The following is a 20,821-nucleotide window of genomic DNA, read 5'->3' as shown; positions in this document are numbered from 1 at the left end:
TGCGGTCCTTTCGCAAGCCTAACCCGGCAGGTTCAAAACTTCACTTTGGCCAAGGCCCGACGGCGGAGTCCCCGCCTCGGTGCCTGCAGTTGGCTGCCTGCCAACCCGGCGATGGCATGGCGCAGCGCGGAGTTCGGCGCAGACTCCAGCAGGACCGAGCCGCCCAGCAACGCGGCGTCGGCGGCCGCCGGATCGGCCGGGAGCAGGGCACGGATTTCGCGCACCGGCCCGAACCGTTCCCACGCTTCCCGCAACTGTGCCTCCGGCCGGGCACCCACTGCCGCCGACCGGACCTTGTTGAGCACCACCTCCGCGGACGCTGAAGGCACGGCGTGTTCCAGTTCGTCCAGGGCCCGCACCAGGCGCGGCAGCCCGACCGCATCGGCGCTTCCCACGGCCACCACCCGGTCGGCGAGTTCCAGCACCCGCAAGGTGGCACCGTTGCGCCGCGGAGCCATCGAATCGAAGCTCAGCTCCTCGTCGTGTTCCAGCGAAAACCCGCAATCCACCACGACGACGTCCGCCACGCCGCGCGCCAGCTCCAGCACGGTTGCCAAAGCCGCTGGCCGCAGCTCGGTCCAGCGGTCCACCCGGGTAATCCCGGTCAGCACCCGCAGCGTCGTGCCGGTCACCGCCACCTTCAGGCAGACCCGCTCGAAGGCCTCCCGGTCCAGCACGCCCTGGTCCGCCATCCGGCAGGCGTGGGCCAAGGCCGCAGATTCGTCCAGCAGGCCCAGGAAAGCCGCCACGCTTGCCCCATAGGTATCCGCATCAACCAGCAGCGCGCGTTGCCCGGCGGCTGCGAATTCGGCGGCGAGGTTGACCGCCACCGTGGTGCGGCCGGGAGCCCCGGCCGGACCCCACACCGCCACCAGTTCGCCCTGCGCGGCCGGCAGTCCGGGTGGCACAGGGTCGGCGTCGCGTGGCTGCAGTGCCCTGGCTGGGTCGGCCAGCCCCACCAGTCGCTGGGTGCCGGACCCCGCTGCTTGGGCCGGTGCCCCTAAGCCCTGCAGCTGGGCGGCCGACTCGGCTACCAGGGCTGCCAAGGCCTCAGGCTCGACCGATTCGGCGCCGGTGCGGATACCAAGCCCCTCAAGCCGGCGCCGTTCGCCGTCGTCGTCGGTGAGCGCCACCACGGAGACCTCTGCGCTGTGCAGCCGCTCCACCACCCCGCCGTCAAGGTCCTGGGTTTGGCCGGCGACAATGGCAGCCCGGGCCAGTCCGGACTGCGCCGCCGCCAGCATTTCCGCCAGTTCGGTGCAGCGCCGGACCACCGTCACCGGCCCGTGCAGCCGCTCCAGCCCGGAAACGAAGTCCGCGGCCGCCGTGCCCAGGGTCAGCACCGGCAGGCTCACGACGTGCCGCCGGGATTGAGCACCACCGTGATGCGGGCACCATTGGCAAGCGCGTGCAGCAGCGCCGGCATGGAGTCATCACCGACCAGCACGTGCAGCCGTTCCGCACCCGACGAACCGAACGCCGAGGCGGCGTCGGCCAACTGCGACACCTCGGCCGCGGCGAGCAGCCGTTCCGGCTGGTCGAAGCCGTTGCGGCCATCGGGCATGGACACCCAGACGTCCACCCTGGAGCCGGGGCCGGCGCCCTCCGGCAGCGGGCTGTCAATGTTCAGTCCGATTGGTTTCCGGTCCAGGGCGTCAGCTGTGCCCAGCACCGACGCCGGCAGCAGTTCCCCGCCGCGGACCAGCCCGGTGGCGACCGCGCCTGCCGGCAACCCGGTGTCCGCCGGCAGGTAGCGGGATGCGGCCTCGCCCAACCTGACGTCCACAACCATCAGGTCATCAGCGGAGACGGGCTGGCCCACCGCAAGGTCCGTCTTGGCCGCCAAGACACCTACGGTCTGGTCCGCCGTGGCCACCAGCGCGGAGACCCCGGCGACTGAAGCCAGCACCAGCAGCAGTCCCACCAGCAGCCGTGGGTCTTTCCAGGACGGGCGCTTCAAGCGTGGCGCTGCGGCTTTTTCCGCGATGGCAGCGGTCAAGGTTCTCCCCCTCAGTCCCCCGCGCCCGGACGGACAGCGATGCTGCGGTCCGAACCTGTGCCCCGGGACCGCGGGTGGCACCATTCTGGTCGAGCCGGTGCCGCTTGGGAACCACGCCCGCCTGTACAGGGCGCCAACTGTGGAAAAACCCCCGGTATGAACAACTGGGCCTCAGCTCCGTCAAACGGCATCAAACGGTGCCATAATGGTGGAAACTCGTTCCCGTTCCAAAGGATCTGCCCATGCCACGGTTCCTCACTTTGGCCGACGTGGCCGAAGAACTGCAGATTTCCTCGTCCCAGACCTACGCCCTGGTGCGCAGCGGAGAGCTGCCGGCCATACAGATCGGCGGCCGGGGCCAGTGGCGGGTGGAGCAGGTCGTGCTGGACCAATACATCCAGGACAAGTACGCGCAGACGCGACGGCTGATCGAAGAAGCCAAGTCGAACACCGAGTGAGCGTTCGGACACGGCGTCGCACAACGAGTGCCGCAACTGCCGTGAACGCCACGGTCACGTCAGGCGTCGCGAAACGAGCGCCGCAATAGCAGTGAATGGCACGGTCAAAACCGAACGGACGTTTGCCGCGCGCCGGTCCTCTCCGGACGGCACAGCAGCGAGGTCGAAGGAATCGGCGCCGACCCTGTCGATCACTCCCTCGGCCGCCACCGTGCCGGAACTGCCGGCCAGATAGACGCCGATCGCCGCTCGGTCCCGGCCCAGCCCGCGCAGCGCCGAGCCGAGCCCCAGCCGGCGGGCTGCAGATGCCTCCGCCGCCGCATGCCGGCCCATGCCTTCGATCAACTGCACGGCAGCCAACGGCACGAGCACGCTCCGGCTGCCCTCGTTGAGTACCAGCCAAGTAGACCCGACGTGGGAGAGCGCTCCGTCGAACCCGAGCTGGTTGCCGACGCTGACGCGCAGCTGTGTCCCCAGTTGTCCGCGCAGCCTGTTGGCGAGATCCACGGCGGCCAGCTCAATCCGGGCGCGTTCGTTGACCTCGGCTTCCAGTTCCAGCCGGTCTGCGGCGTGCAACTGCGCCTCCAGATCCTCGAACAGGGCGTCCCATCGCATGGCGCAAGCCTAAGAACGCCAGCTAAACAACGTCAATCGTCCACAGCCCTTTACAACCAACTGTACTGAATGCCACGCTATGAACTCTCTGGCATTCAAACGTCACTAAACAACATCAAATGACACCAAAGACCATTCAGACGGGCAGGGAAAGGCATCCGATGCGCAGAACGATCTCCGATCTCGTCACCACCGGGCTGATCACGGCAAGCGGCGCGGTGCTGATCCTCGCCGGGACGAGGATCAGCCCCGGTTCGTTGTGGCCGCCGCGCAACTACCAGGACGCACTGGCGCTTCTGTCCCTCGGGGCCGGTGCCGCTGTGCTGTGCTGGCTTCTCCTGGGCCTCTCGGCAGCTGCCGCCGGCGCCATGTTGGCGAAGTCCGGACACCTTCGGCTGGCAGCGCTCTCCGCCGCAGCGAGTCCGGCTTTCCTGCTGCGGTTGGCGGGCGCTGTCGTCGGACTGAACCTGTTGGTTCTTCCGGTCGCCCATGGTTCCGCTGAGGCGGGCGGGGCTGGACCGCAGGCTTCCACCGCCCCAGCCGATGCGGGTGTCATCGATCCACGGTGGCAACCGGCTGGTCCCGCCGGCGACGCCGTGGACCCTGCGTGGCAACCCGCCCCTCCGGCGGCGTCACCCGGCCTGGTCGCCAAACCGCTCACACGGCATGACCCTCGCAGCGTGCGGACCGTAACCGTCGTGGCCGGGGACTCCCTGTGGCAGCTCGCGGCTGCCGAGCTCGGCCCGCTGGCGACGGATGTGGAAATAGCCGAACGGTGGCCGGACTGGCATGCCGCCAACCGGGTCACCATCGGCCAAGACCCCTCACTGATCCGGCCGGGACAGGTTCTCGCCGTTCCCCCGCCGCGATAGGACACCAGGCACCACCAGTGGAAAGAAAGGGCAGGACATGGACAACGTACGACGGCTCCCGGCGCTACCAGCAGAACACGCGGAAGCTGCGGACCAGGCCGGCGCGCTGGCACCCGCCAGCGGAGCGCCCCGGCCGCTGACGGTCCGGCGGGTCACTCCGCCGGGACCTGACAGTTACTACGCCCCCGTCATCCGGCTGCAACCCAGAAGAACGGACCCTGCAGCGGACCGGCCAGCCGGGCCCAGGACTGCGGCTCAGCCGGTCCCGCTGCATCCCCCTGCTGACCCGGAGGCGGAGGCCGAAGTGCGCCAGGTGACGGCTACGGCCCGGTCCGTGGCGCAGGCCTGTCTGGAAGCGGTCGCCGGTACGCGGCCTGTCCAGCAGTTGGCCCGCTGGCTCGACCCCGCAAGCTACGAAAAGCTGGTGCACCGGGCAGACATCGTCAAGGCGCACCAAGCCAGGCTGCGGTCCACCGGCGGCGCGCCACTGCGGCTGCACCGCAGCACCCTAGTGAGGTCCTCCCGGATCTGCCGGGCCGCCGAGGGCGCCTACGAAGCGTCGCTGGTGGTCGCCGAAGCCAGGCGCGTACGCGCCATAGCCCTGCGGCTGGAACTGGTCCGCGGGCTGTGGAAAGTCACCGCGCTGGAAATCGGCTGACCGCCAGCAGGCTTGCTACTTCCGCCGTTTGCCGCTCTTCGCAGGCCGCTTGTCCTTGGCGGAATCGGCGGTCTTGGCTGAGTTCTGGCGCTCAACCCGGGTCTCGGCCTCTCCGGATGCAGTCGGTGCCGTGAACTGCAGCGAGGCAGGACGCTGCGGCGCTTCCAAACCTGCCGCCGTGATCTGCGGACCCGCTGCCGCCCGGGCGTCAGCCACTCCCGGTGCGGAGACCTCGGCGGGCTGCTGGACCTGGACCTCAAGGTTGAAGAGGTAGCCGATGCTCTCTTCCCGGATGGACTCCATCATGGTCTGGAACATGACGAATCCTTCGCGCTGGTATTCAACCAGCGGATCGCGCTGCGCCATGGCGCGCAGGCCGATGCCTTCCTTGAGGTAGTCCATCTCGTAGAGATGTTCCTGCCACTTCCGGCCGATCACCGACAGCACGACGCGCCGTTCCAACTCGCGCATGGTCTCCGATCCGAGGGTCTGCTCGCGCTGAGCGTAGGAGACCTTGGCGTCGGAGACAATTTCTGCGCGCAGGAAATCCGCCGTGACCTTGGACCGGCCGCCTGCTTCCTCCAGCACTTCGTCGATCGTCAGTTCAATCGGGTAGAGCTGCTTGAGGTTGGTCCACAGCTGCTCATAGTCCCAGTCGTCGCCGTGGCCTTCCTGGGTGGCTTCGTTGACCATCGCGGTCACCACGTCTTCGAGGAAGAAGGAGACCTTCTCGTGCAGGTCGTCACCCTCCAGGATGCGCCGCCGGTCGTTGTAGATGGCCTCGCGCTGCCGGTTGAGCACGTCGTCGTACTTCAGCACGTTCTTGCGCTGCTCGGCGTTGCGGCCCTCGACCTGGGCCTGGGCGTTCTGGATGGCCTTGGAGACCATTTTGGACTCCAGCGCCACGTCGTCGGGCATCCGCGAGGAGTTCATGATCCGCTCGGCGGCACCGGCGTTGAACAGCCGCATCAGGTCGTCGGTCAGGGAAAGGTAGAAGCGCGATTCGCCGGGATCGCCCTGTCGGCCCGAACGGCCGCGGAGCTGGTTGTCGATGCGGCGCGACTCATGCCGTTCCGTACCCAGCACGTAGAGTCCGCCCAGCGCCCTGACCTCGTCGTGCTCGGCCTGCACTGCCTTCTGCGTCGATTCCAGCACCGCGGGCCACGCGGCCTCGTACTCCTCCGGATTCTCCGCCGGGTCCAGGCCGCGGCGTTCCAGTTCGGCGACGGCGTTGAACTCGGCGTTGCCGCCGAGCATGATGTCGGTGCCGCGGCCGGCCATGTTGGTGGCCACCGTGACCGCACCCTTGCGGCCGGCCTGTGCGACGATCGCCGCTTCACGCGCGTGGTTCTTCGCGTTGAGCACTTCGTGGCGGATGCCCTGCTTGGCCAACTGCTTGGACAGGTACTCGCTCTTCTCCACGCTGGTGGTGCCGACCAGGACCGGCTGGCCCTTCTCATGGCGCGAGGCGATGTCCTTCACCACCGCGTCAAACTTGGCGATCTCGTTCTTGTAGATCAGATCCGACTGGTCGATGCGGGCCATCGGCTTGTTGGTCGGGATCGGCACCACGCCCAGCTTGTACGTGCTCATGAACTCAGCGGCTTCCGTTTCGGCCGTACCGGTCATGCCGGACAGCTTCCCGTAGAGGCGGAAGTAGTTCTGCAGCGTCACAGTGGCCAAGGTCTGGTTCTCGGCCTTGATCTCAACGCCTTCTTTGGCCTCGATCGCCTGGTGCATGCCTTCGTTGTAGCGGCGGCCGGCCAGAATGCGGCCGGTGTGCTCATCGACGATGAGCACCTCGCCCTTGAGCACCACGTAGTCCTTGTCCCGCTTGAACAGTTCCTTGGCCTTGATGGCGTTGTTCAGGAACCCGATCAGCGGTGTGTTGGCCGACTCGTAGAGGTTGTCGATGCCGAGGTAGTCCTCGACTTTTTCGATGCCGGACTCGAGCACGCCAACCGTGCGCTTCTTCTCGTCGACTTCGTAGTCTTCGGTGTCCTTCAGCCGCATTACCACGCGGGCGAATTCCGTGTACCAGCGGTTGACGTCGCCGGAGGCCTGGCCGGAAATGATCAACGGGGTGCGAGCCTCGTCGATCAGGATCGAGTCAACCTCGTCCACGATCGCGAAGTGGTGTCCGCGCTGCACCAGTTCGTCGCGGCTCCAGGCCATGTTGTCGCGCAGGTAGTCGAAGCCGAACTCGTTGTTCGTGCCGTAGGTGATGTCCGCGGCATACTGTTCGCGCCGGGTGGCCGGGTTCTGGTTCGCCAGGATGCAGCCGCTGGTCAGGCCGAGGAAGCGGTAGACGCGGCCCATCAGGTCGGACTGGTACTCGGCCAGATAGTCGTTGACCGTCACGACGTGAACGCCCTTGCCGGTGAGCGCGTTCAGGTAGGCCGGTGCGGTAGCCACCAGCGTCTTGCCTTCACCGGTCTTCATCTCCGCGATGTTGCCCAGGTGCAAGGCAGCCCCGCCCATGAGCTGGACGTCGAAGTGGCGCAGCCCGAGGGTACGGCTGGCGGCTTCGCGGACCGCTGCGAATGCTTCAGGGAGCAGGTCATCCAGCAGCTCCCCGTCTTGGTAGCGCTGTTTCAGCGTGTCGGTTTCCCCGCGCAACTCGGCGTCTGTGAGGGACTTGAAGTCCTCTTCCAGCACGTTGATCGCATCGGCGTAACCGCGCAGCCTCTTCAGCGTCTTCTTGTCGCCGGTACGAAGCACACGCTCGAGAATCGTTGGCACTACATTGCTCCCAGTCAGTCGCGCAGAATTCTGGCTTGTTCAGTCTACGTGAGAGACGTGCCGCGCACTGTTTTGGTTCCCCCGAGCCCGTCTCGCCACTTCCCGGCCCAGCCCGGCAGCCAGATCCCCGCGGTCCTCAACCGCCACGCTGTCCAGCTTCAGCCACCCGGCCATCGCTGCTAGCTCGGCTGCCAACTCCGCAGCCGTTTCGGCCGGAGCGTCCTCTTCGGAATGCGCAGACCTGACCACCAGCCGGCCGGTGGACCGGTCTGCCTTCAAATCCACCCGGGCGCACAACCGGTCCCCCAGCAGGAACGGCAAAACGTAGTAGCCGTAAGTCCGCTTCTCCGCCGGAGTATAGATTTCGATCCGGTAGCGGAAGTCAAACAGTTGTTCGACCCGCTGACGTTCAAAAACCATTGAATCGAAGGGGCTCAGCAGCGCCCGGCCGGAGACCCGGCGCGGCCGCGCGGCATCTCCGTGCAGGTAGACATCTGCCTTCCACCCATCCACCTGTACGCGTTCCAACGTGCCATCGGCCTCCAGCGCCCGCACCGCGCCGGCCGCGGCGCGTGCCGGGACCCGGTAATAGTCGGCAAAACACTTGACCGTCCCAATGCCGTGGGCGCGGGCCGCGGCGTCCATCAACCGCAGCATCGCTTCCTCCGGATCAGGCCGGTGCGTGGCCTCGTACGGTGCCGGCAGCACTTTCTCAGTCAGGGTGTAGAGCCGTTCGAATTGCGGTGTCCGGGCGGCAGCACTGACCAGTCCCTGTTCGAACAGCGCCTCCAGAACCCGCTTGACCGCGTTCCAGTTCCAGCCCCAGTCGGTGGTGGACCGGGTCTCTTCATGGCCGATCCGGTCTGCCACCGCCCGCGCGGTCAGGCCGCGCGACGAGGCCAGCACGTCCAGGATCCGAGCGGTCAAATCCTGGACAAGTTCCGGATCCATGCCGGCAGCGCCCACCCAGTGGCGCCGCTGCCATTGGAGCAGATCGGCAAAATCCTCCGGCTTGATGTAACTGGCTTCGTGGGCCCAGTACTCCATCATCCGGCGCGGCGCCTTCCCGGCCAACCGGTGCACGATCTCGACGTCGTAGCCGCCGAGCCGGGAGAAGAATGGCAGGTAGTGGGAGCGCACCAGCACATTCACCGAATCGATCTGCAGCAGCCGGATGCGGTCAAAGGTCCGGCCCACCGTCCTTGCGGTAACAAGGCCGGTGGGCCGTTCCTTGGCCAATCCCTGGGCTGCCAGCGCAATGCGGCGGGCTTGGGCCGGACTGATGCGGGCTGTCATGCCTTCATATTAGGCATCCATAAGGCAGCCACTGCGGCACTCAGGCGGTGGCGCCCTCACGGGAGCGGTAGGCCAGCAACTCTTCGCGCGCCTTGGCTTCTTCGGCGCTGCAATCGGCATCGAGGGTAATCACGCCGTAGGTCCAGCCGCGGCGGCGGTACACCACGCTGGGCGCGCTGGTCTCCTTGTCAATGAACAGGTAGAAGTCGTGTCCCACCAGTTCCATATTGTCGACGGCATCGTCGAGGGTCATTGCCGCAGCCGGGAAGACTTTGCGGCGAATCAGCACCGGGGAGTCTCCGGCAGGGACGTCGTTTTCGATCTCGTAGCCGGTCCGTTCCTCGGCCGGTTCCTGGCGGGCGGCCGCGGAGGCCATCATTTCGTGCAGCGGCACGTTTGTACTGGCTGGTTCCAGCGTGGCGGTGGCCTGGTGGACGGCGGTCGGAGTGTGGCGACCGTGATGGACCTTCCGGCGGTCCCGGGCGCGGCGCAGGCGCTCCAGAAGCTTGTTGTAGGCGATGTCAAAAGCCGCGAACTTGTCCGCTGCCTTGGCCTCGGCGCGGACCACGGTGCCTCGACCGAGCACGGTGAGCTCAACCGTCATCGAGCTCTCGGCATTGCGGGCATTGGCTTCTTTGGTGACTTTGGCATCAAGCCGTTGGACCTTGTCGCCCAGTTGCTCGATCTTGGAGATCTTCTCCTCAGCGTACTCGCGGAACCTATCGGAAACAGACAGGTTGCGGCCGTTGATGTTGAATTCCATGGTGCCCTCCATAGTTGCCTAGATGACACAACAGCGACCGAAAGAGAAACTCCTTTCAGCCGCTGAAGACGGGAACCCTCCCTTACGGGAGCCCATACCTCACGTTAGATCACGGATGCCTTTTATTCACCCTTTAGACGATTTATCTCCAACATTTTCCTGCGGATTCTCCCGGTCACCCGAACGGCCCGGCGCTTGAGGGGAAGGCGCGTCGGGGTGTCCAGCCGGCGCCGAGGCTGCTGCCAGCACCGCTCCTCCCAAGGGGACTCCGCCGGCGGCACGGAGCGCTCTGGCCAGCTCGGCCATGGTTGCCCCGGTGGTGAGCACGTCGTCCACCAGAAGGCAGCCACGGTCGGCGATCAGCGGGATGTAACGAGGCGGCACGGCCATGCTGCCGGCCACGTTCCGCTGCCGGGCGGTCCGGCCCAGCGACTTCTGCCCGGCCGAAGTCCGCCACCGCATCAGGCGTTTCCCGCTTGCCACCGGGCGTACGGCCGGCAGCAACTGGAGTCCGGCTGGCAGCAGGTCCTGGCGTTCCATCCGGGTGAGCAGCAGCTGCAGCGGATCATAGCCGCGGCGACGGCGGGACGTTCCGCGTGCGGGCACCTGCACCAGCACCGCGGCGGCTGGCCGTCCGGCACGCTCGGCGGCCGCGTCCAGGGCGGCCGCCAAGACCACGGCCAGCACCTGGGCCAGCTCGGTCCGGCCATGGTTCTTGAAGGCCAGGATCGCCCGCGATAATTCGCGCCGGTAGGGTCCCCCGGCCGTCACCGGCAGAGGCTGGCCGGCCCCGTCCAGCGGCAGCGATTCGGCCGTCTCCTCGGCCGCCACGGGGCGCACCGTGGCGCGGCGCAGTCTCCTCCTGCAGCCTGCGCACAGCACTTGGTCCGGCGCGCCGCACGCCACGCAGTCTGTCGGCAGCAGCAGCCGTCCAAACTGCCCGGACCAGATCCGCAGTGCCTGGACGGTCCGGCTGAAGTACAGCCGGTCCAACCTGCTGCCCACTTCCGTCGTCGTTATCACCGCCGTTGTCCTGCCATGCACCAAGCCTTGCCGCGCCGGTTCCTTCCGGCCACCGGTACGCAGCGGATGTGGACAAGACTGTGGCCGGCGCGGCCTGTGCAGGAGCGGCTTACCCGGGGAAGGAAGGAGCGGCTTACCCGGGGAAGGACGGATCGATGACCAGCGGCGAATTGCGCTGCGGGGCCCAGCTGTTGCCCACCCGGATGTAGAGCATCTCGTTCGTTTGGGCGTAGACGTCCTGGTCGCCGTTGCCCGCGCTGATCTCCACCATGCCCTGCAGTGGCGCGGTCCTCAGGCTGCTGCCGTCCAGATGCAGAATTTCCGCGGTTACTGCCTCTTCCACCGAGGACTTCAGGACGATGACGGTATCCTCATCTGCCCAGACGCCGGTGTCGACCGGGACCGACGCCTTCAGCCGCTTGGGGGTGGTGATGCCGCGCGGCCGCCCGTCCCGGTCCCGGACCACACCTGCGATGTAGACGGCAGCGCTCTCGCCTTCACGGGCGATGATCAAAGCCCTGGAGCCTTCGCGGGAGATCTGCAGCTCAGTCACCGTCCGCTCGTTCAGCCACTGTGCACCTACGGCGACCACTTTGTCCGGCTCCTCCACGGAGACCGCAAATACTTTCCCGCTGGCATCGCCGGCGGCCGTCCAGGCCCAACCGAAGGGATCGACGCTGGGGCCGGTCAGTTCCCTCCCTGAAGCCGCCTGCACCGCCTTGCGGTCCTCGCCGATCACAAACATCCGGTTGTGCTCGGCGGTCAAGAACGCGAAGCGCTCCTGATCCAGCGACATCGCCGGTTCGCGGGGGCTCAGCTGGTCGACCGAGGGCAGGCCCTCGGGCTCGACCGGCCGCGACCCCTCGTAGAAGACCAGTTCCTCATTCAGGATCCCGATCTGTACATTGCCGACGGCCGGGTCCGTCACCGCGGCTTGGAACTCGGGATCCGGCCCCGTGCCCAGATCCACGTCCCGCTGGTCCACGGTCATCCGCACGGTGGAGACCGTATTGAGCTCGCCGAGCGTCAGTTCCAGCTGCTGCTGCATCTGCTGGCGGCGCAGGAACGTGGTGCCGGTCAGGACTTCGGCGGAGAGGTCAACACTGGCAGCACCTGATTCGATGGGCACGGCACGGCGCACCAGCTGGGACCCCTCCGGGAAGGCGCTGATCACCGCGCCGGCCAGATAGGGTGCCGGCCCCTCCAACATGGCCGCCACGATCGCCGCAGTAATTCCCTGCCGGTTGGCGAACCAGCGCACATCCGGGACGGCGTAGGTGTAGGTGGGGTCGTAGAAGTACAGGTTGTAGGGGGAGAACAACGTGCGGAAGTCGACGGTGGAGACCATGGTTCCGTCCGGAATGCTGGAGATCCGCCATTCGCCGTCCACCTCCGTCAATTCCACCGGCAGCGATTCGGTGGCGCCCTCCTCTGCCACCGTCCGCACGCCCGATTCGTTGATGGAGGTGTCGACTTCCACTTGGAGGACGAACTCGGTTTCGGACGGCGAACCGACAGTCTTCACGACGTTTCGGTACACCAGCGTCCGTTGCACCGGTTGCCATTCGCCGGCCAGATCGGGGGCCAGGAATTCCCGCGCAATCCGGTAGTCGTCCTGGGGCGCCGTGCCCGCCTGGATGAACCCTTCGACGATCTCCTTGGGGTCGTCCCCGGGCGTCGGCCCCGGCGGGTTGAAGGTGTATCCGGTCCCCTGGCTCTCGCCGGAGTCGGCTTGGACCGTCGCCACCGGCCCCGACATCGGAATCGAGGAGCAGGAGGCCAGCGCCAGCATGGCCAAGACCATAACGACGACGGTGCGCAGCCGGCTGATGCGGGCGGGGTCAGCTGGGGTCCGGAACACCGTTTTCCTCCTGCTGTTCAAGAAGTACGTTCTCCGCCGCCAGGTGCCCGTGCAGGCCGTTGGCGCCGGCCGGCGGCAACGGCAGCGGCGAATGGGTCAGCGTGCCGCCGCTGTGCCGCGGCAAGGTCAGCCGGAAGCAGGCACCGTTGCCGGGCTCACCCCAGGCCTGGAGCCAGCCGCCGTGCAGCCGCGCGTCCTCGGTGGAGATCGACAGTCCCAGGCCGCTGCCGCCGGTGGTCCGCGCCCGGGCGGGATCGGCGCGCCAGAAGCGGTCGAAGACCCTGGACGCTTCCATCGGCGTCATGCCGATGCCGTAGTCCCGGACCGCGACGGCCACCGCGTCCTCGGTAGCTCCGACGGTGAGCTCCACCGGGTTGCCCTCTCCATGTTCCAGGGCGTTAACGATCAGGTTCCGCAGGATGCGTTCGATCCGGCGGCGGTCCATGTCCGCAATGCAGCGCGGTTCCAGCGCGATCAGGCGCAGTTCGGAACCGCAGTTGTCCGCCAGCGGCTGGGCGGCGTCCAGCGCGGTGCGGGCAATTTCCACCACATCGGTCGGCTCGGCGTCGAGCGCCGCGGCGCCGGCGTCGAACCGCGAGATTTCCAGCAGGTCGGCCAGCAGCGCCTGGAACCGCTCCACCTGGTTGTACAGCAGTTCGGTGGACCGGGCGTTGATCGGATCGAAGTCCTCGCGCGATTCGTACAGTACCTCGGCGGCCATCCGGACCGTGGTCAGCGGAGTGCGCAGTTCATGCGAGACATCGGAGACGAACCGCTGCTGCATCTCGGACAGCGTGGCCAGCTGCGTAATCTGCTCCTGCAGGCTGCCGGCCATGTGGTTGAAGGAGGCCCCCAGCCGGGCCAGCTCATCCTCGCCCCGGACTTCCAGCCGCTCCTGCAGCTGACCGGCGGCCAGTTTCTCCGACACGATGGCTGCCTGGCTGACCGGGTGCACCACCGCCCGGGTCAGCAGCCAAACGATGCCGCCGACCAGCAGCAGCAGCAGTGCGCCGCCAATCCAGAGCACCCGGTGGATAAAGTCCAGCGTCTGCTGCACGGAGGAGAGGTCATAGACCAGGTACAACGCGTAGGCGTTGCCCGGCGGCAGCTGCACCTGGGTGCCGAAGCCGATGGCCGGCACGTCGCTGTCACCGACCGGCAACGCCAGGGCTTGGCGGTACTGGCCGCTGCCGGTGGCGACCTCATTTGCCAGCCCCTCCGGGATGATGTTGGCGGTGATGGAGGTGTTGGACTGGCTGAACACGTAGAGGTTCTGCCCGCCGGGCAGCGGTGTCAGCAGGTAGTAGCGCGGGGCTTCCGCGCCGGTGCCCTCCAGCAGCTTCAGCGTATCCCCCACCATGCTGGCCACCGTGGCACGGTCGCTGGCGGACGAACTCTCGAAGATGGTCTTGACCTGGGACAGGCCGCGCCTCGACTCCGCCTCGGCCTGGTTCACCCGCTCCTGGTAGAGCCCGGAGGCGATCTGGCTGGAGAGGAACGCGCCCACACCCAAGAACGCGAAGGCGGTGAGCAGGACGGCCGCGGTGACCGTTCGGAACTGCAGCGAGCGCCGCCATTTCCGATTCAGGAAATCGCGGCCCTGCAACGTGGCATGCCAAGCGGCCTCAGCTGCCGCCTTCAGCTTGGCTTTCCACCGGTTGAGAACCGGCTCCACTTACCCTTGGCCGGCCTTGTATCCGACGCCGCGCACCGTGAGCACCACTTCGGGGGCTTCCGGATCGCGCTCGATCTTGGAGCGAAGCCGCTGGACATGCACGTTGACCAGCCGGGTGTCTGCGGCGTGGCGGTAGCCCCAGACCTGCTCCAGCAGCAATTCACGGGTGAACACCTGCCACGGTTTCCGGGCGAGTGCCACCAACAGGTCGAATTCGAGCGGGGTCAGCGAAATTCTCTCGTCCCCGCGGTGCACCACGTGGCCGGCAACATCGATGACGACGTCGGCAATCCGCAGTGTCTCCGGGGCCCGCTGGTCTCCCGGGCGCAGCCGCGCCCGCACGCGGGCGACGAGTTCGGCCGGCTTGAACGGCTTGGGCACGTAATCGTCGGCGCCTGATTCCAGCCCGCGGACCACGTCCGAGGTGTCCGCCTTGGCCGTCAGCATGACAATCGGGACATCCGATTCGCCGCGGACCTGCCGGCAGACCTCGATCCCATCCAAACCCGGCAGCATCAGGTCGAGCAGCACCAGATCGGGCTTGCTGCTGCGAAAAACCTCAAGGGCCTGGGAACCGTCCGCGCAGAACACCGGATCAAAACCGTCGTTGCGCAGCACGATGCCGATCATCTCGGCCAGGGCCTCGTCGTCGTCTACGACCAGAATGCGTGCCTTCATATCTCCTAATTGTCCCCTATTTCACTGAGATCCTGCCGCAACGGCGCACCGGGCGCACGAAAAGCGACCCACGGCCGGCCCGGCCCCGGGATTCTAGGAACTCGCGGACCGAAACTATAGGCTGATGAGAGGCTAACACTTCGCCGACGGCGTCCCGCAGTCGGCCACACGAGACCAGAAAGACGGAACGCGATGAGCCACGGGGCCAACGACGCCGGGCATGACAGCAGGAATCCGCAACGGCAGGGCTCCGGCGGCGCCGGGCCCAATGGCGCTGGCCCTGATGGCACTGAGCCTCAAGGCACTGAGTCCAACGGCACCGGGTCCCATGGAGCCGGCAACGGCACCGGGCGCTCCGAATCGGGCTGGCAGGGCAACGACGCAGGCCTGCAGCAGCCCGCCCAGCCGGATGCGGCCGCGCAGCAGCCCTGGAGCCAGCCGGCAGCGCCAGCCACGCCCGGTCAGCCGACGTGGAGACAGCAGCCCGCTTGGGGACAGCAACCGGTGTGGGGACAACCGGGACCGGCGCCGCAGCAGCCGACATGGGCGCAGCCGGGCCATCAGCCGCCGCCCGCCCAGGCCGGCTGGAACCAGCAGCAGCAGTGGGGGCAGCCCGGGCAAGCCGGGGAGCCGTGGGGCCAGCCCGGCCAGACATCCGGTCAGTCCGCGCCCGGTCAGTCCGCGCCCGGCCAGGCGTGGGGTCACCCGGCGCCCGGCCAGCCGTCCGGGCAAGCCGGCCAGCAGTGGGGGCAGCCCGCACCCGGCCAGGCGTGGGGACAGCAGCCCGGGCCGTGGCAGGGGCAGCAAGGCGGCGGCTGGCCCGTTCCGGCCGGCCCCGGCCCGTACCGCGGCTACGTGGCTCCGCCGAAACCGGGTGTCATCCCGCTGCGTCCGCTCGGCGTGGGCGAGATCCTTGACGGCGCTTTCCAAGCTGCCCGCAAGAACGCCGGGGCCGTCTTCGGCACGGCGGTGCTGCTCCAAGTAGTGGTCAGCGCGCTGGCCTGGCTGGTCGGCGGACTGATCATTTCGGCCTTCGGCGGCCTGCAGGTCATGGCCAACGAGGAACTCACCGACGAATCCGCGGTGGCTTTCGGCCTCTCCATCATCATCTCCTCCCTGGTCCTGGGCCTGTTGTCCAGCGTCGGGGTCCTGGTCCTGCAAGGCGTGCTTGCCATCCCCACGGCCAGGGCCGCGGTCAACCAGAAAACCGGCTTCCGCCTGATGTTCGCGCTCGCCAAGGGCCGGATCGGAGCCTTGGCCGTGCTGGGCCTGCTGTATCTGGCCCTGACAGCCGTCGCGCTGGTGGTAATTATCGCCGGCTCGTTCTTCCTGGCCGACCAGCTGGGCGTTTCCTCGGTCTGGATCATCGTGCTGATCATTCTCGGCCTGACGGCGGTGTCCATCTGGATCGGCATCAAACTGATGCTGGCCCCCGCAGTCATCATCATGGAACGGGCACCGCTCTTCCGCGCGCTCGCCCGGTCGTGGCAGCTGACCAACCGCAGCTGGTGGCGGACCTTCGGCATCATCCTGCTGTGCACCATCATCGTCACCGTGATCACCTCCGTGGTCAGCATGCCGATTTCGTTCATCATTGGGCTGGCCGGCCCGCTGATGGGCGATCCGACGTCGGCCGAGAGCATGCTGGCCACCATGGGCCCGCTGACGCTGGTATCGATGCTGCTCTCGTCGATCTTCTCGGCGATCGGCTACGCCTTCCAAGCCGCAGTGATCGCCCTGGTCTACATCGACCTGCGGATCCGCCGCGAGGGCTTCGACGTGGTGCTGCTGCGCGAGCACGAAGCCTCCGGCGGCCAGGACACCCGCAGCATCCCGGGACTGGGCACCGGATCAGCGCACGGCTCCGCGGTCCCGGGGCGGTCCGGGCCGTGGGCGCCGTGACTGCGGTTCCGGCGGCATTCGCGTTCGCGGCCGCGCTGGTCAATCCGGGCCCGGAGGAAGCACGCGAACTGCTGGTCCGCGAACTGGCCAAGGAGGAATACCAGGACGCCCGCCCCGGTGTCTTGGAATCGGTGCTGCAGGGCATCCTCGACTGGTTCGCCGAGGTGATCTCGCAGCTGAACGGCTTCAGCCCGAACCTCGGCACCCTGATCCTGGTGCTCGCCGCCCTGTTGCTGATCGGCGCGGCCGTGTGGGTGGTCAAGCCACGGCGCAACGCCCGCCGTCGGGCAGCAGCGGAAATTTTCGACGCCGCCGCCCCCCTCACCGCCGACGAACATCGCAGGAATTCCCGCGAGGCGGCCGCCCGAGGCGATTGGGACACCGCGCTCACCGAGCGGTTCCGCGCGCTGGTGCGCTCGATGGAAGAGCGCGTGGTGCTGGATCCGCAGCCCGGCCGGACCGCCGACGAGGCTGCCGCCGGGATCGCTGCTGCGTTCAGTGCCGAGGCGGGCCGGCTGCGGGCCGCGGCCAACCGTTTCGACTCGGTGCGCTACGGCAAGGTGCCTGCGTCCCGCGACGATGTCGAGCGGCTGGCAGGCCTGGATGATTCCTTGGCTGCAGCGTCGCCGGTTTCGGCCGGCGACGCCAGCCTTCCGCCGCTGGCGGTTCCGCGATGACGCCGACCGGAACAACGGCGGCACCGGCAGCGGTTCCCGCCGGTCGGCCCGGAAGCCCAGCCGCCGGAGCAGCGGACCACGAATCAGCGGACCGGCCGGAAACGGTGGGCGACGGCGGCAGCGTGTGGTCCACGCTCCGTAACCGGCTCCGCCGGTGGAGCTTCTGGCTCGTCCTGCTGGTGCTGCTCTGCGGCGTCGTCGCACTGGAGTTGCTCCGCGGCCCGGCGGCCGACCGCGCCGACCTCTCCCCCGGGAACGCCGCACCCAACGGCGCCAAGGCCGTGGCCGAGGTACTCCGCCAGCAAGGCGTCCAGGTTGTCGCCACCGGCTCTCTGCAGGAAACGCGCGACCAACTCCACGCCGCCGGCGGCACTCTGCTGATCCATGATCCGGACAGTTACCTGTCAGCGGAGCAACTGGAACCGCTGAAAGCACAGGCTGGCCGGATTGTGCTGCTGGAGCCCGGTTTTGAGGCCCTGCGGGCGCTTGCCCCGGGTGTCCGGGCAGCAGGCGTCATCCCTGCCGACGGCGGAAACTTGCCCGCCGAATGCCGTCAGCCCGGCCCCACCACTGCCGGCGAGATCACCCGGGGCGGATTCTCCTACCGCGGTGGCAGCGACATGTGCTTCGCCGTCGACACGGCCGCCGGGGACGCGGCGCCCTACGTGCTCTCCGACGACGGTGCCACCGTTGTGCTGGGGGCCGGCCACGTGCTCAGCAACGAAGCCATCGTCCAGGCAGGCAATGCGGCGCTGGCCCTGAACACTTTGGACGCCACGGACCGGCTGGTCTGGTACCGGGCGGGCCCGCAGGACGTGCCCGTGGCCGACGCACCGGTCAACCCCATGAGCCTGCTGCCGGAGTGGGTGCTGCCGGTATCCCTGTGGCTGATGGCTGTCGGCGTGGTTGCCATGTTCTGGCGCGGCCGACGGCTCGGTCCGCTGGTGTCGGAGCCGCTGCCGGTTTTGGTCCGCTCGGCCGAGACGATCGAGGGCCGCGCGCGGCTCTACCAGAACGCCAAGGCGGTGAATCACGCCGCGGACAACCTGCGCGCCGCCACAATGACCCGGCTGGCCGCCCAACTGCGCCTGCCTGCGGGAGCCAGCAGCGCCGACGTCGTGAATGCGGTAGCCCGGAACAGCGGCCGCACACGGGCGGAACTGGAACGCCTGCTGCGCCACGAGGAGCCCGGGACCGAAGCCCGGCTGGTGGCCTGGGCCCAAGAACTTCAGCAGCTAGAGAAAGAGGTAACGCACCGATGAGCGAACAGACTGGACAGTGGCAGGCAGCCCAGTACGGCGGCGGCCCCGCCGTGGCCACACCGCCCGACGACCGCCTGCGCCAGGCCCTGCATGATGTGCGCGGCGAAGTGGCCAAAGCCGTGGTGGGCCAGGACTCCACCGTGACCGGACTGCTGATCGCGCTGCTCTCGCACGGGCATGTGCTGCTCGAAGGCGTGCCCGGGGTGGCGAAAACGCTGCTGGTCCGTTCCCTCTCCGCCGCGCTGAGTCTGGATACCAAGCGGATCCAGTTCACCCCGGACCTGATGCCGGGCGACGTGACCGGCTCGATGATCTACGACACCCACACCTCCGAATTCCGCTTCCGAGAGGGGCCGGTGTTCACCAATATCCTGCTGGCGGACGAGATTAACCGCACGCCGCCGAAGACCCAGGCCTCGCTGCTGGAGGCCATGGAAGAGCGCCAGGTCTCGGTGGACGGCACGTCGCGGAAGCTTCCCGAACCGTTCATCGTGGCGGCCACCCAGAACCCGGTGGAATACGAGGGCACCTACCCGCTGCCGGAAGCCCAGCTGGACCGCTTCCTGCTGAAGCTGACCATGAACCTCCCGGACCGCGACGCCGAAATCGAAATCATCCGCCGCCACAGCCTGGGCTTTGACCCGCGCGACCTGCAGGGCGCCGGAGTGCGGGCCGTCGCCTCCGCCGAGGACCTGGTCCAGGCCAGGGCTGCCGTGGCCAGGGTGGCGATCGCGCCCGAGGTTGTCGGCTACATCGTGGACCTGGTCCGGGCCACCCGGTCGGCGCCGTCCTTCCAGCTGGGCGTCTCGCCCCGCGGCGCCACCGCGCTGCTCAACACCTCCCGGGCCTGGGCCTGGCTGAACGGGCGCGGCTTCGTCACTCCGGACGACGTCAAGGCGCTGGCCCTGCCTGCGCTGCGGCACCGGGTCAGCCTGCGGCCGGAAGCGCAGATGGACGGGGTCCAGGCCGACGACGTGCTGCAGAGCATCCTGGCCACCGTGCCGGTCCCCCGCTGAGCACGCCGTGGCGATTACCGGGCGTTTCGTCCTGCTGGCCCTGGCGGGCGTTCTCCCGCTGCTGCTCTTTCCGCGACCGGCCACGGCGCTGACGTGGTGCCTGCTCCTGGCAGTTGCAGTAGCCGTGGACCTGGCGCTGGCCGTCTCTCCGCGCCGGGTGGGGCTGCAGCGGCGGCTGCCGGCGAATGTCCGGCTGGGCGAATCCGTGACGGCCCAGCTCTTGATGGCCAATCATGGCCGCCGCCAACTGCGCGCCGTGGTGCGCGACGGCTGGCAGCCCTCGGCCGGTGCCGCGAATCCCGACCAGCGGGTGCGGATATCCCCGGGCGAACGGCGGCTGCTGCAAGTCCAGTTGATGCCCCAGCGCCGCGGCGACCTCCTGGCGCACCATGGGGCCATCCGGTCGCTCGGCCCGCTCGGCGTGGCCGCCCGGCAGATCACCATCAGCCTGCCGGGCCGGCTGCGGGTGCTGCCGCCTTTCCACTCCAAGCGGCATCTGCCGTCCAAGCTGCGCAAGTTGCGCGAATTGGACGGACGCGTTGCGGTGCAGATCCGCGGCGCAGGCACGGAGTTCGACTCACTCCGCGACTATGTGCGCGGCGACGACGTGCGCTCCATCGACTGGCGCGCCACCGCCCGGCGGCAGGCCGTCGTCGTGCGCACCTGGCGGCCGGAACGCGACCGCCGCGTGGTGATCGTGCTGGATACCTCCCGCACCTCAGCCGCCCGGATCGAAGACGAGCCGCGGCTGGACACCGGGATCGAAGCGTCCCTGCTGCTGGCGGTGCTCGCCGAACGCGGCGGCGACCGGGTGGACTTCCTGGCCTTCGACCGGCGACCGCGCGCCAAAGTCGCCTCCGCGGCCAAGGGCAATCTGCTCAACCAGCTGGTCAACGCCATGGCCCCGCTGGACCCGGAGCTGATCGAAGCGGACTGGTCGCAAATACCTGCCGAGATCCATGCCCTGTCCTCGCACCGGTCCCTGGTGGTGCTGCTCACCGCACTGGATTCCGGCGCGGCCGAAGAGGGGCTGCTGCCGGTGCTGGCCCAGCTGACCGCGAAGCACACCGTGGTGGTCGCCTCGGTCAACGATCCGCACGTGGACCGGCTGCGCACCGTCCGCGACACCGCGGACGACACGTTCCGGGCCGCAGCCGCGGAACGGGCCATGCTGGAACGGGCCGCCGTTGCGGCCCAGATCCGCCAGCTCGGCGCCGAAGTGGTGGACGCTCCCCCGCACGAGCTGCCGCCCCAACTGGCCGATATGTACATCCGGCTCAAAGCCGCCGGCAGGCTCTAGCCACCATGGGATCCGTCAATGAAA

Annotated in this window: 18 protein-coding genes; 8 read left to right on the top strand and 10 right to left on the bottom strand. The window is 68.1% G+C overall.

The features are described 5' to 3' along the window. Nucleotides 1-32: 32 nt before the first annotated feature. The gene (locus ACMX2H_RS00475; RefSeq protein WP_414958455.1) at nucleotides 33-1,355 is read right to left on the bottom strand and encodes an AAA family ATPase; all 1,323 of its coding nucleotides are present in this window, start codon (nucleotides 1,353-1,355) and stop codon (nucleotides 33-35) included. Next, entirely contained in the window at nucleotides 1,352-1,999 is a 648-nt protein-coding gene (locus tag ACMX2H_RS00470; protein WP_414958454.1) for a CpaB family protein, read from the bottom strand. Before ACMX2H_RS00470 ends, ACMX2H_RS00475 begins: the two co-directional genes overlap by 4 nt. A 242-nt stretch (nucleotides 2,000-2,241) precedes the next feature. Between ACMX2H_RS00470 and ACMX2H_RS00465 the strand changes: the two genes are divergently transcribed. Next, nucleotides 2,242-2,457 carry a helix-turn-helix domain-containing protein gene (locus tag ACMX2H_RS00465; protein WP_414958453.1) on the top strand — a complete coding sequence of 72 codons (216 nt, stop codon included), beginning with the start codon at nucleotides 2,242-2,244 and terminating at the stop codon, nucleotides 2,455-2,457. Between the two features lie 54 nt (nucleotides 2,458-2,511). Here ACMX2H_RS00465 and ACMX2H_RS00460 read toward each other — a convergent pair whose 3' ends face one another. Then, nucleotides 2,512-3,072, bottom strand: a complete 561-nt coding sequence (locus tag ACMX2H_RS00460; protein WP_414958452.1) for a hypothetical protein — start codon at nucleotides 3,070-3,072, stop codon at nucleotides 2,512-2,514. 161 nt (nucleotides 3,073-3,233) lie between these two features. Here ACMX2H_RS00460 and ACMX2H_RS00455 point away from each other — a divergent pair, with 161 nt between their 5' ends. Continuing rightward, entirely contained in the window at nucleotides 3,234-3,944 is a 711-nt protein-coding gene (locus ACMX2H_RS00455) for a LysM peptidoglycan-binding domain-containing protein (RefSeq protein WP_414958451.1), read from the top strand. A gap of 37 nt (nucleotides 3,945-3,981) precedes the next feature. After that, complete coding sequence (locus ACMX2H_RS00450) at nucleotides 3,982-4,602, top strand: Rv3235 family protein (RefSeq protein WP_414958450.1); 621 nt, start codon at nucleotides 3,982-3,984, stop codon at nucleotides 4,600-4,602. 15 nt (nucleotides 4,603-4,617) lie between these two features. Here the strand turns inward: ACMX2H_RS00450 and secA are convergent, their stop codons facing one another. The 7 genes from secA to mtrA all read right to left on the bottom strand — a co-directional run bounded on the left by secA (nucleotide 4,618) and on the right by mtrA (nucleotide 14,640). Next, a complete protein-coding gene (gene secA, locus ACMX2H_RS00445; protein ID WP_414958449.1) occupies nucleotides 4,618-7,344 on the bottom strand; it encodes a preprotein translocase subunit SecA in 2,727 nt (908 codons plus the stop codon). A 39-nt stretch (nucleotides 7,345-7,383) separates the two neighbouring features. Beyond that, nucleotides 7,384-8,640, bottom strand: a complete 1,257-nt coding sequence (locus ACMX2H_RS00440; protein WP_414958448.1) for a winged helix-turn-helix domain-containing protein — start codon at nucleotides 8,638-8,640, stop codon at nucleotides 7,384-7,386. A gap of 40 nt (nucleotides 8,641-8,680) precedes the next feature. Next, the gene (gene hpf, locus ACMX2H_RS00435) at nucleotides 8,681-9,403 is read right to left on the bottom strand and encodes a ribosome hibernation-promoting factor, HPF/YfiA family (RefSeq protein WP_414958447.1); all 723 of its coding nucleotides are present in this window, start codon (nucleotides 9,401-9,403) and stop codon (nucleotides 8,681-8,683) included. Between the two features lie 126 nt (nucleotides 9,404-9,529). Beyond that, nucleotides 9,530-10,426, bottom strand: coding sequence for a ComF family protein (locus ACMX2H_RS00430; RefSeq protein ID WP_414958446.1), 897 nt, complete (start codon nucleotides 10,424-10,426; stop codon nucleotides 9,530-9,532). 133 nt (nucleotides 10,427-10,559) lie between these two features. Next, nucleotides 10,560-12,287, bottom strand: coding sequence for an LpqB family beta-propeller domain-containing protein (locus ACMX2H_RS00425; protein ID WP_414958445.1), 1,728 nt, complete (start codon nucleotides 12,285-12,287; stop codon nucleotides 10,560-10,562). Continuing rightward, on the bottom strand, nucleotides 12,268-13,962 hold the full coding sequence (gene mtrB / locus ACMX2H_RS00420) for an MtrAB system histidine kinase MtrB (RefSeq protein WP_414958444.1): 1,695 nt from the start codon (nucleotides 13,960-13,962) through the stop codon (nucleotides 12,268-12,270). The genes ACMX2H_RS00425 and mtrB overlap by 20 nt, the downstream gene beginning before the upstream one ends. Beyond that, nucleotides 13,963-14,640, bottom strand: a complete 678-nt coding sequence (gene mtrA, locus ACMX2H_RS00415; protein WP_127511342.1) for an MtrAB system response regulator MtrA — start codon at nucleotides 14,638-14,640, stop codon at nucleotides 13,963-13,965. Between the two features lie 192 nt (nucleotides 14,641-14,832). On the opposite strand from mtrA, the gene ACMX2H_RS00410 reads away from it, so the two are divergent. From ACMX2H_RS00410 to ACMX2H_RS00390, 5 genes are read left to right on the top strand one after another with little or no spacing between them, the layout of a single operon-like run. Then, nucleotides 14,833-16,542: a glycerophosphoryl diester phosphodiesterase membrane domain-containing protein gene (locus ACMX2H_RS00410; protein ID WP_414958443.1), complete on the top strand. Its 1,710-nt coding sequence runs from the start codon at nucleotides 14,833-14,835 to the stop codon at nucleotides 16,540-16,542. Further along, nucleotides 16,539-17,219: a DUF4129 domain-containing protein gene (locus ACMX2H_RS00405; protein WP_414958442.1), complete on the top strand. Its 681-nt coding sequence runs from the start codon at nucleotides 16,539-16,541 to the stop codon at nucleotides 17,217-17,219. The genes ACMX2H_RS00410 and ACMX2H_RS00405 overlap by 4 nt, the downstream gene beginning before the upstream one ends. Beyond that, on the top strand, nucleotides 17,216-18,481 hold the full coding sequence (locus tag ACMX2H_RS00400) for a DUF4350 domain-containing protein (RefSeq protein WP_414958441.1): 1,266 nt from the start codon (nucleotides 17,216-17,218) through the stop codon (nucleotides 18,479-18,481). Before ACMX2H_RS00405 ends, ACMX2H_RS00400 begins: the two co-directional genes overlap by 4 nt. Beyond that, the gene (locus ACMX2H_RS00395; protein ID WP_136784664.1) at nucleotides 18,478-19,497 is read left to right on the top strand and encodes an AAA family ATPase; all 1,020 of its coding nucleotides are present in this window, start codon (nucleotides 18,478-18,480) and stop codon (nucleotides 19,495-19,497) included. Before ACMX2H_RS00400 ends, ACMX2H_RS00395 begins: the two co-directional genes overlap by 4 nt. 7 nt (nucleotides 19,498-19,504) lie before the next feature. Beyond that, a complete protein-coding gene (locus ACMX2H_RS00390; RefSeq protein ID WP_414958440.1) occupies nucleotides 19,505-20,797 on the top strand; it encodes a DUF58 domain-containing protein in 1,293 nt (430 codons plus the stop codon). Nucleotides 20,798-20,821 lie beyond the last annotated feature (24 nt).

This window comes from Arthrobacter sulfonylureivorans, from assembly GCF_047607445.1.
GTDB lineage: Bacteria > Actinomycetota > Actinomycetes > Actinomycetales > Micrococcaceae > Crystallibacter > Crystallibacter sulfonylureivorans_A.
Note: the sequence above shows the minus strand (reverse complement) of the source record. Positions and strands in the feature narration are given on the sequence as shown.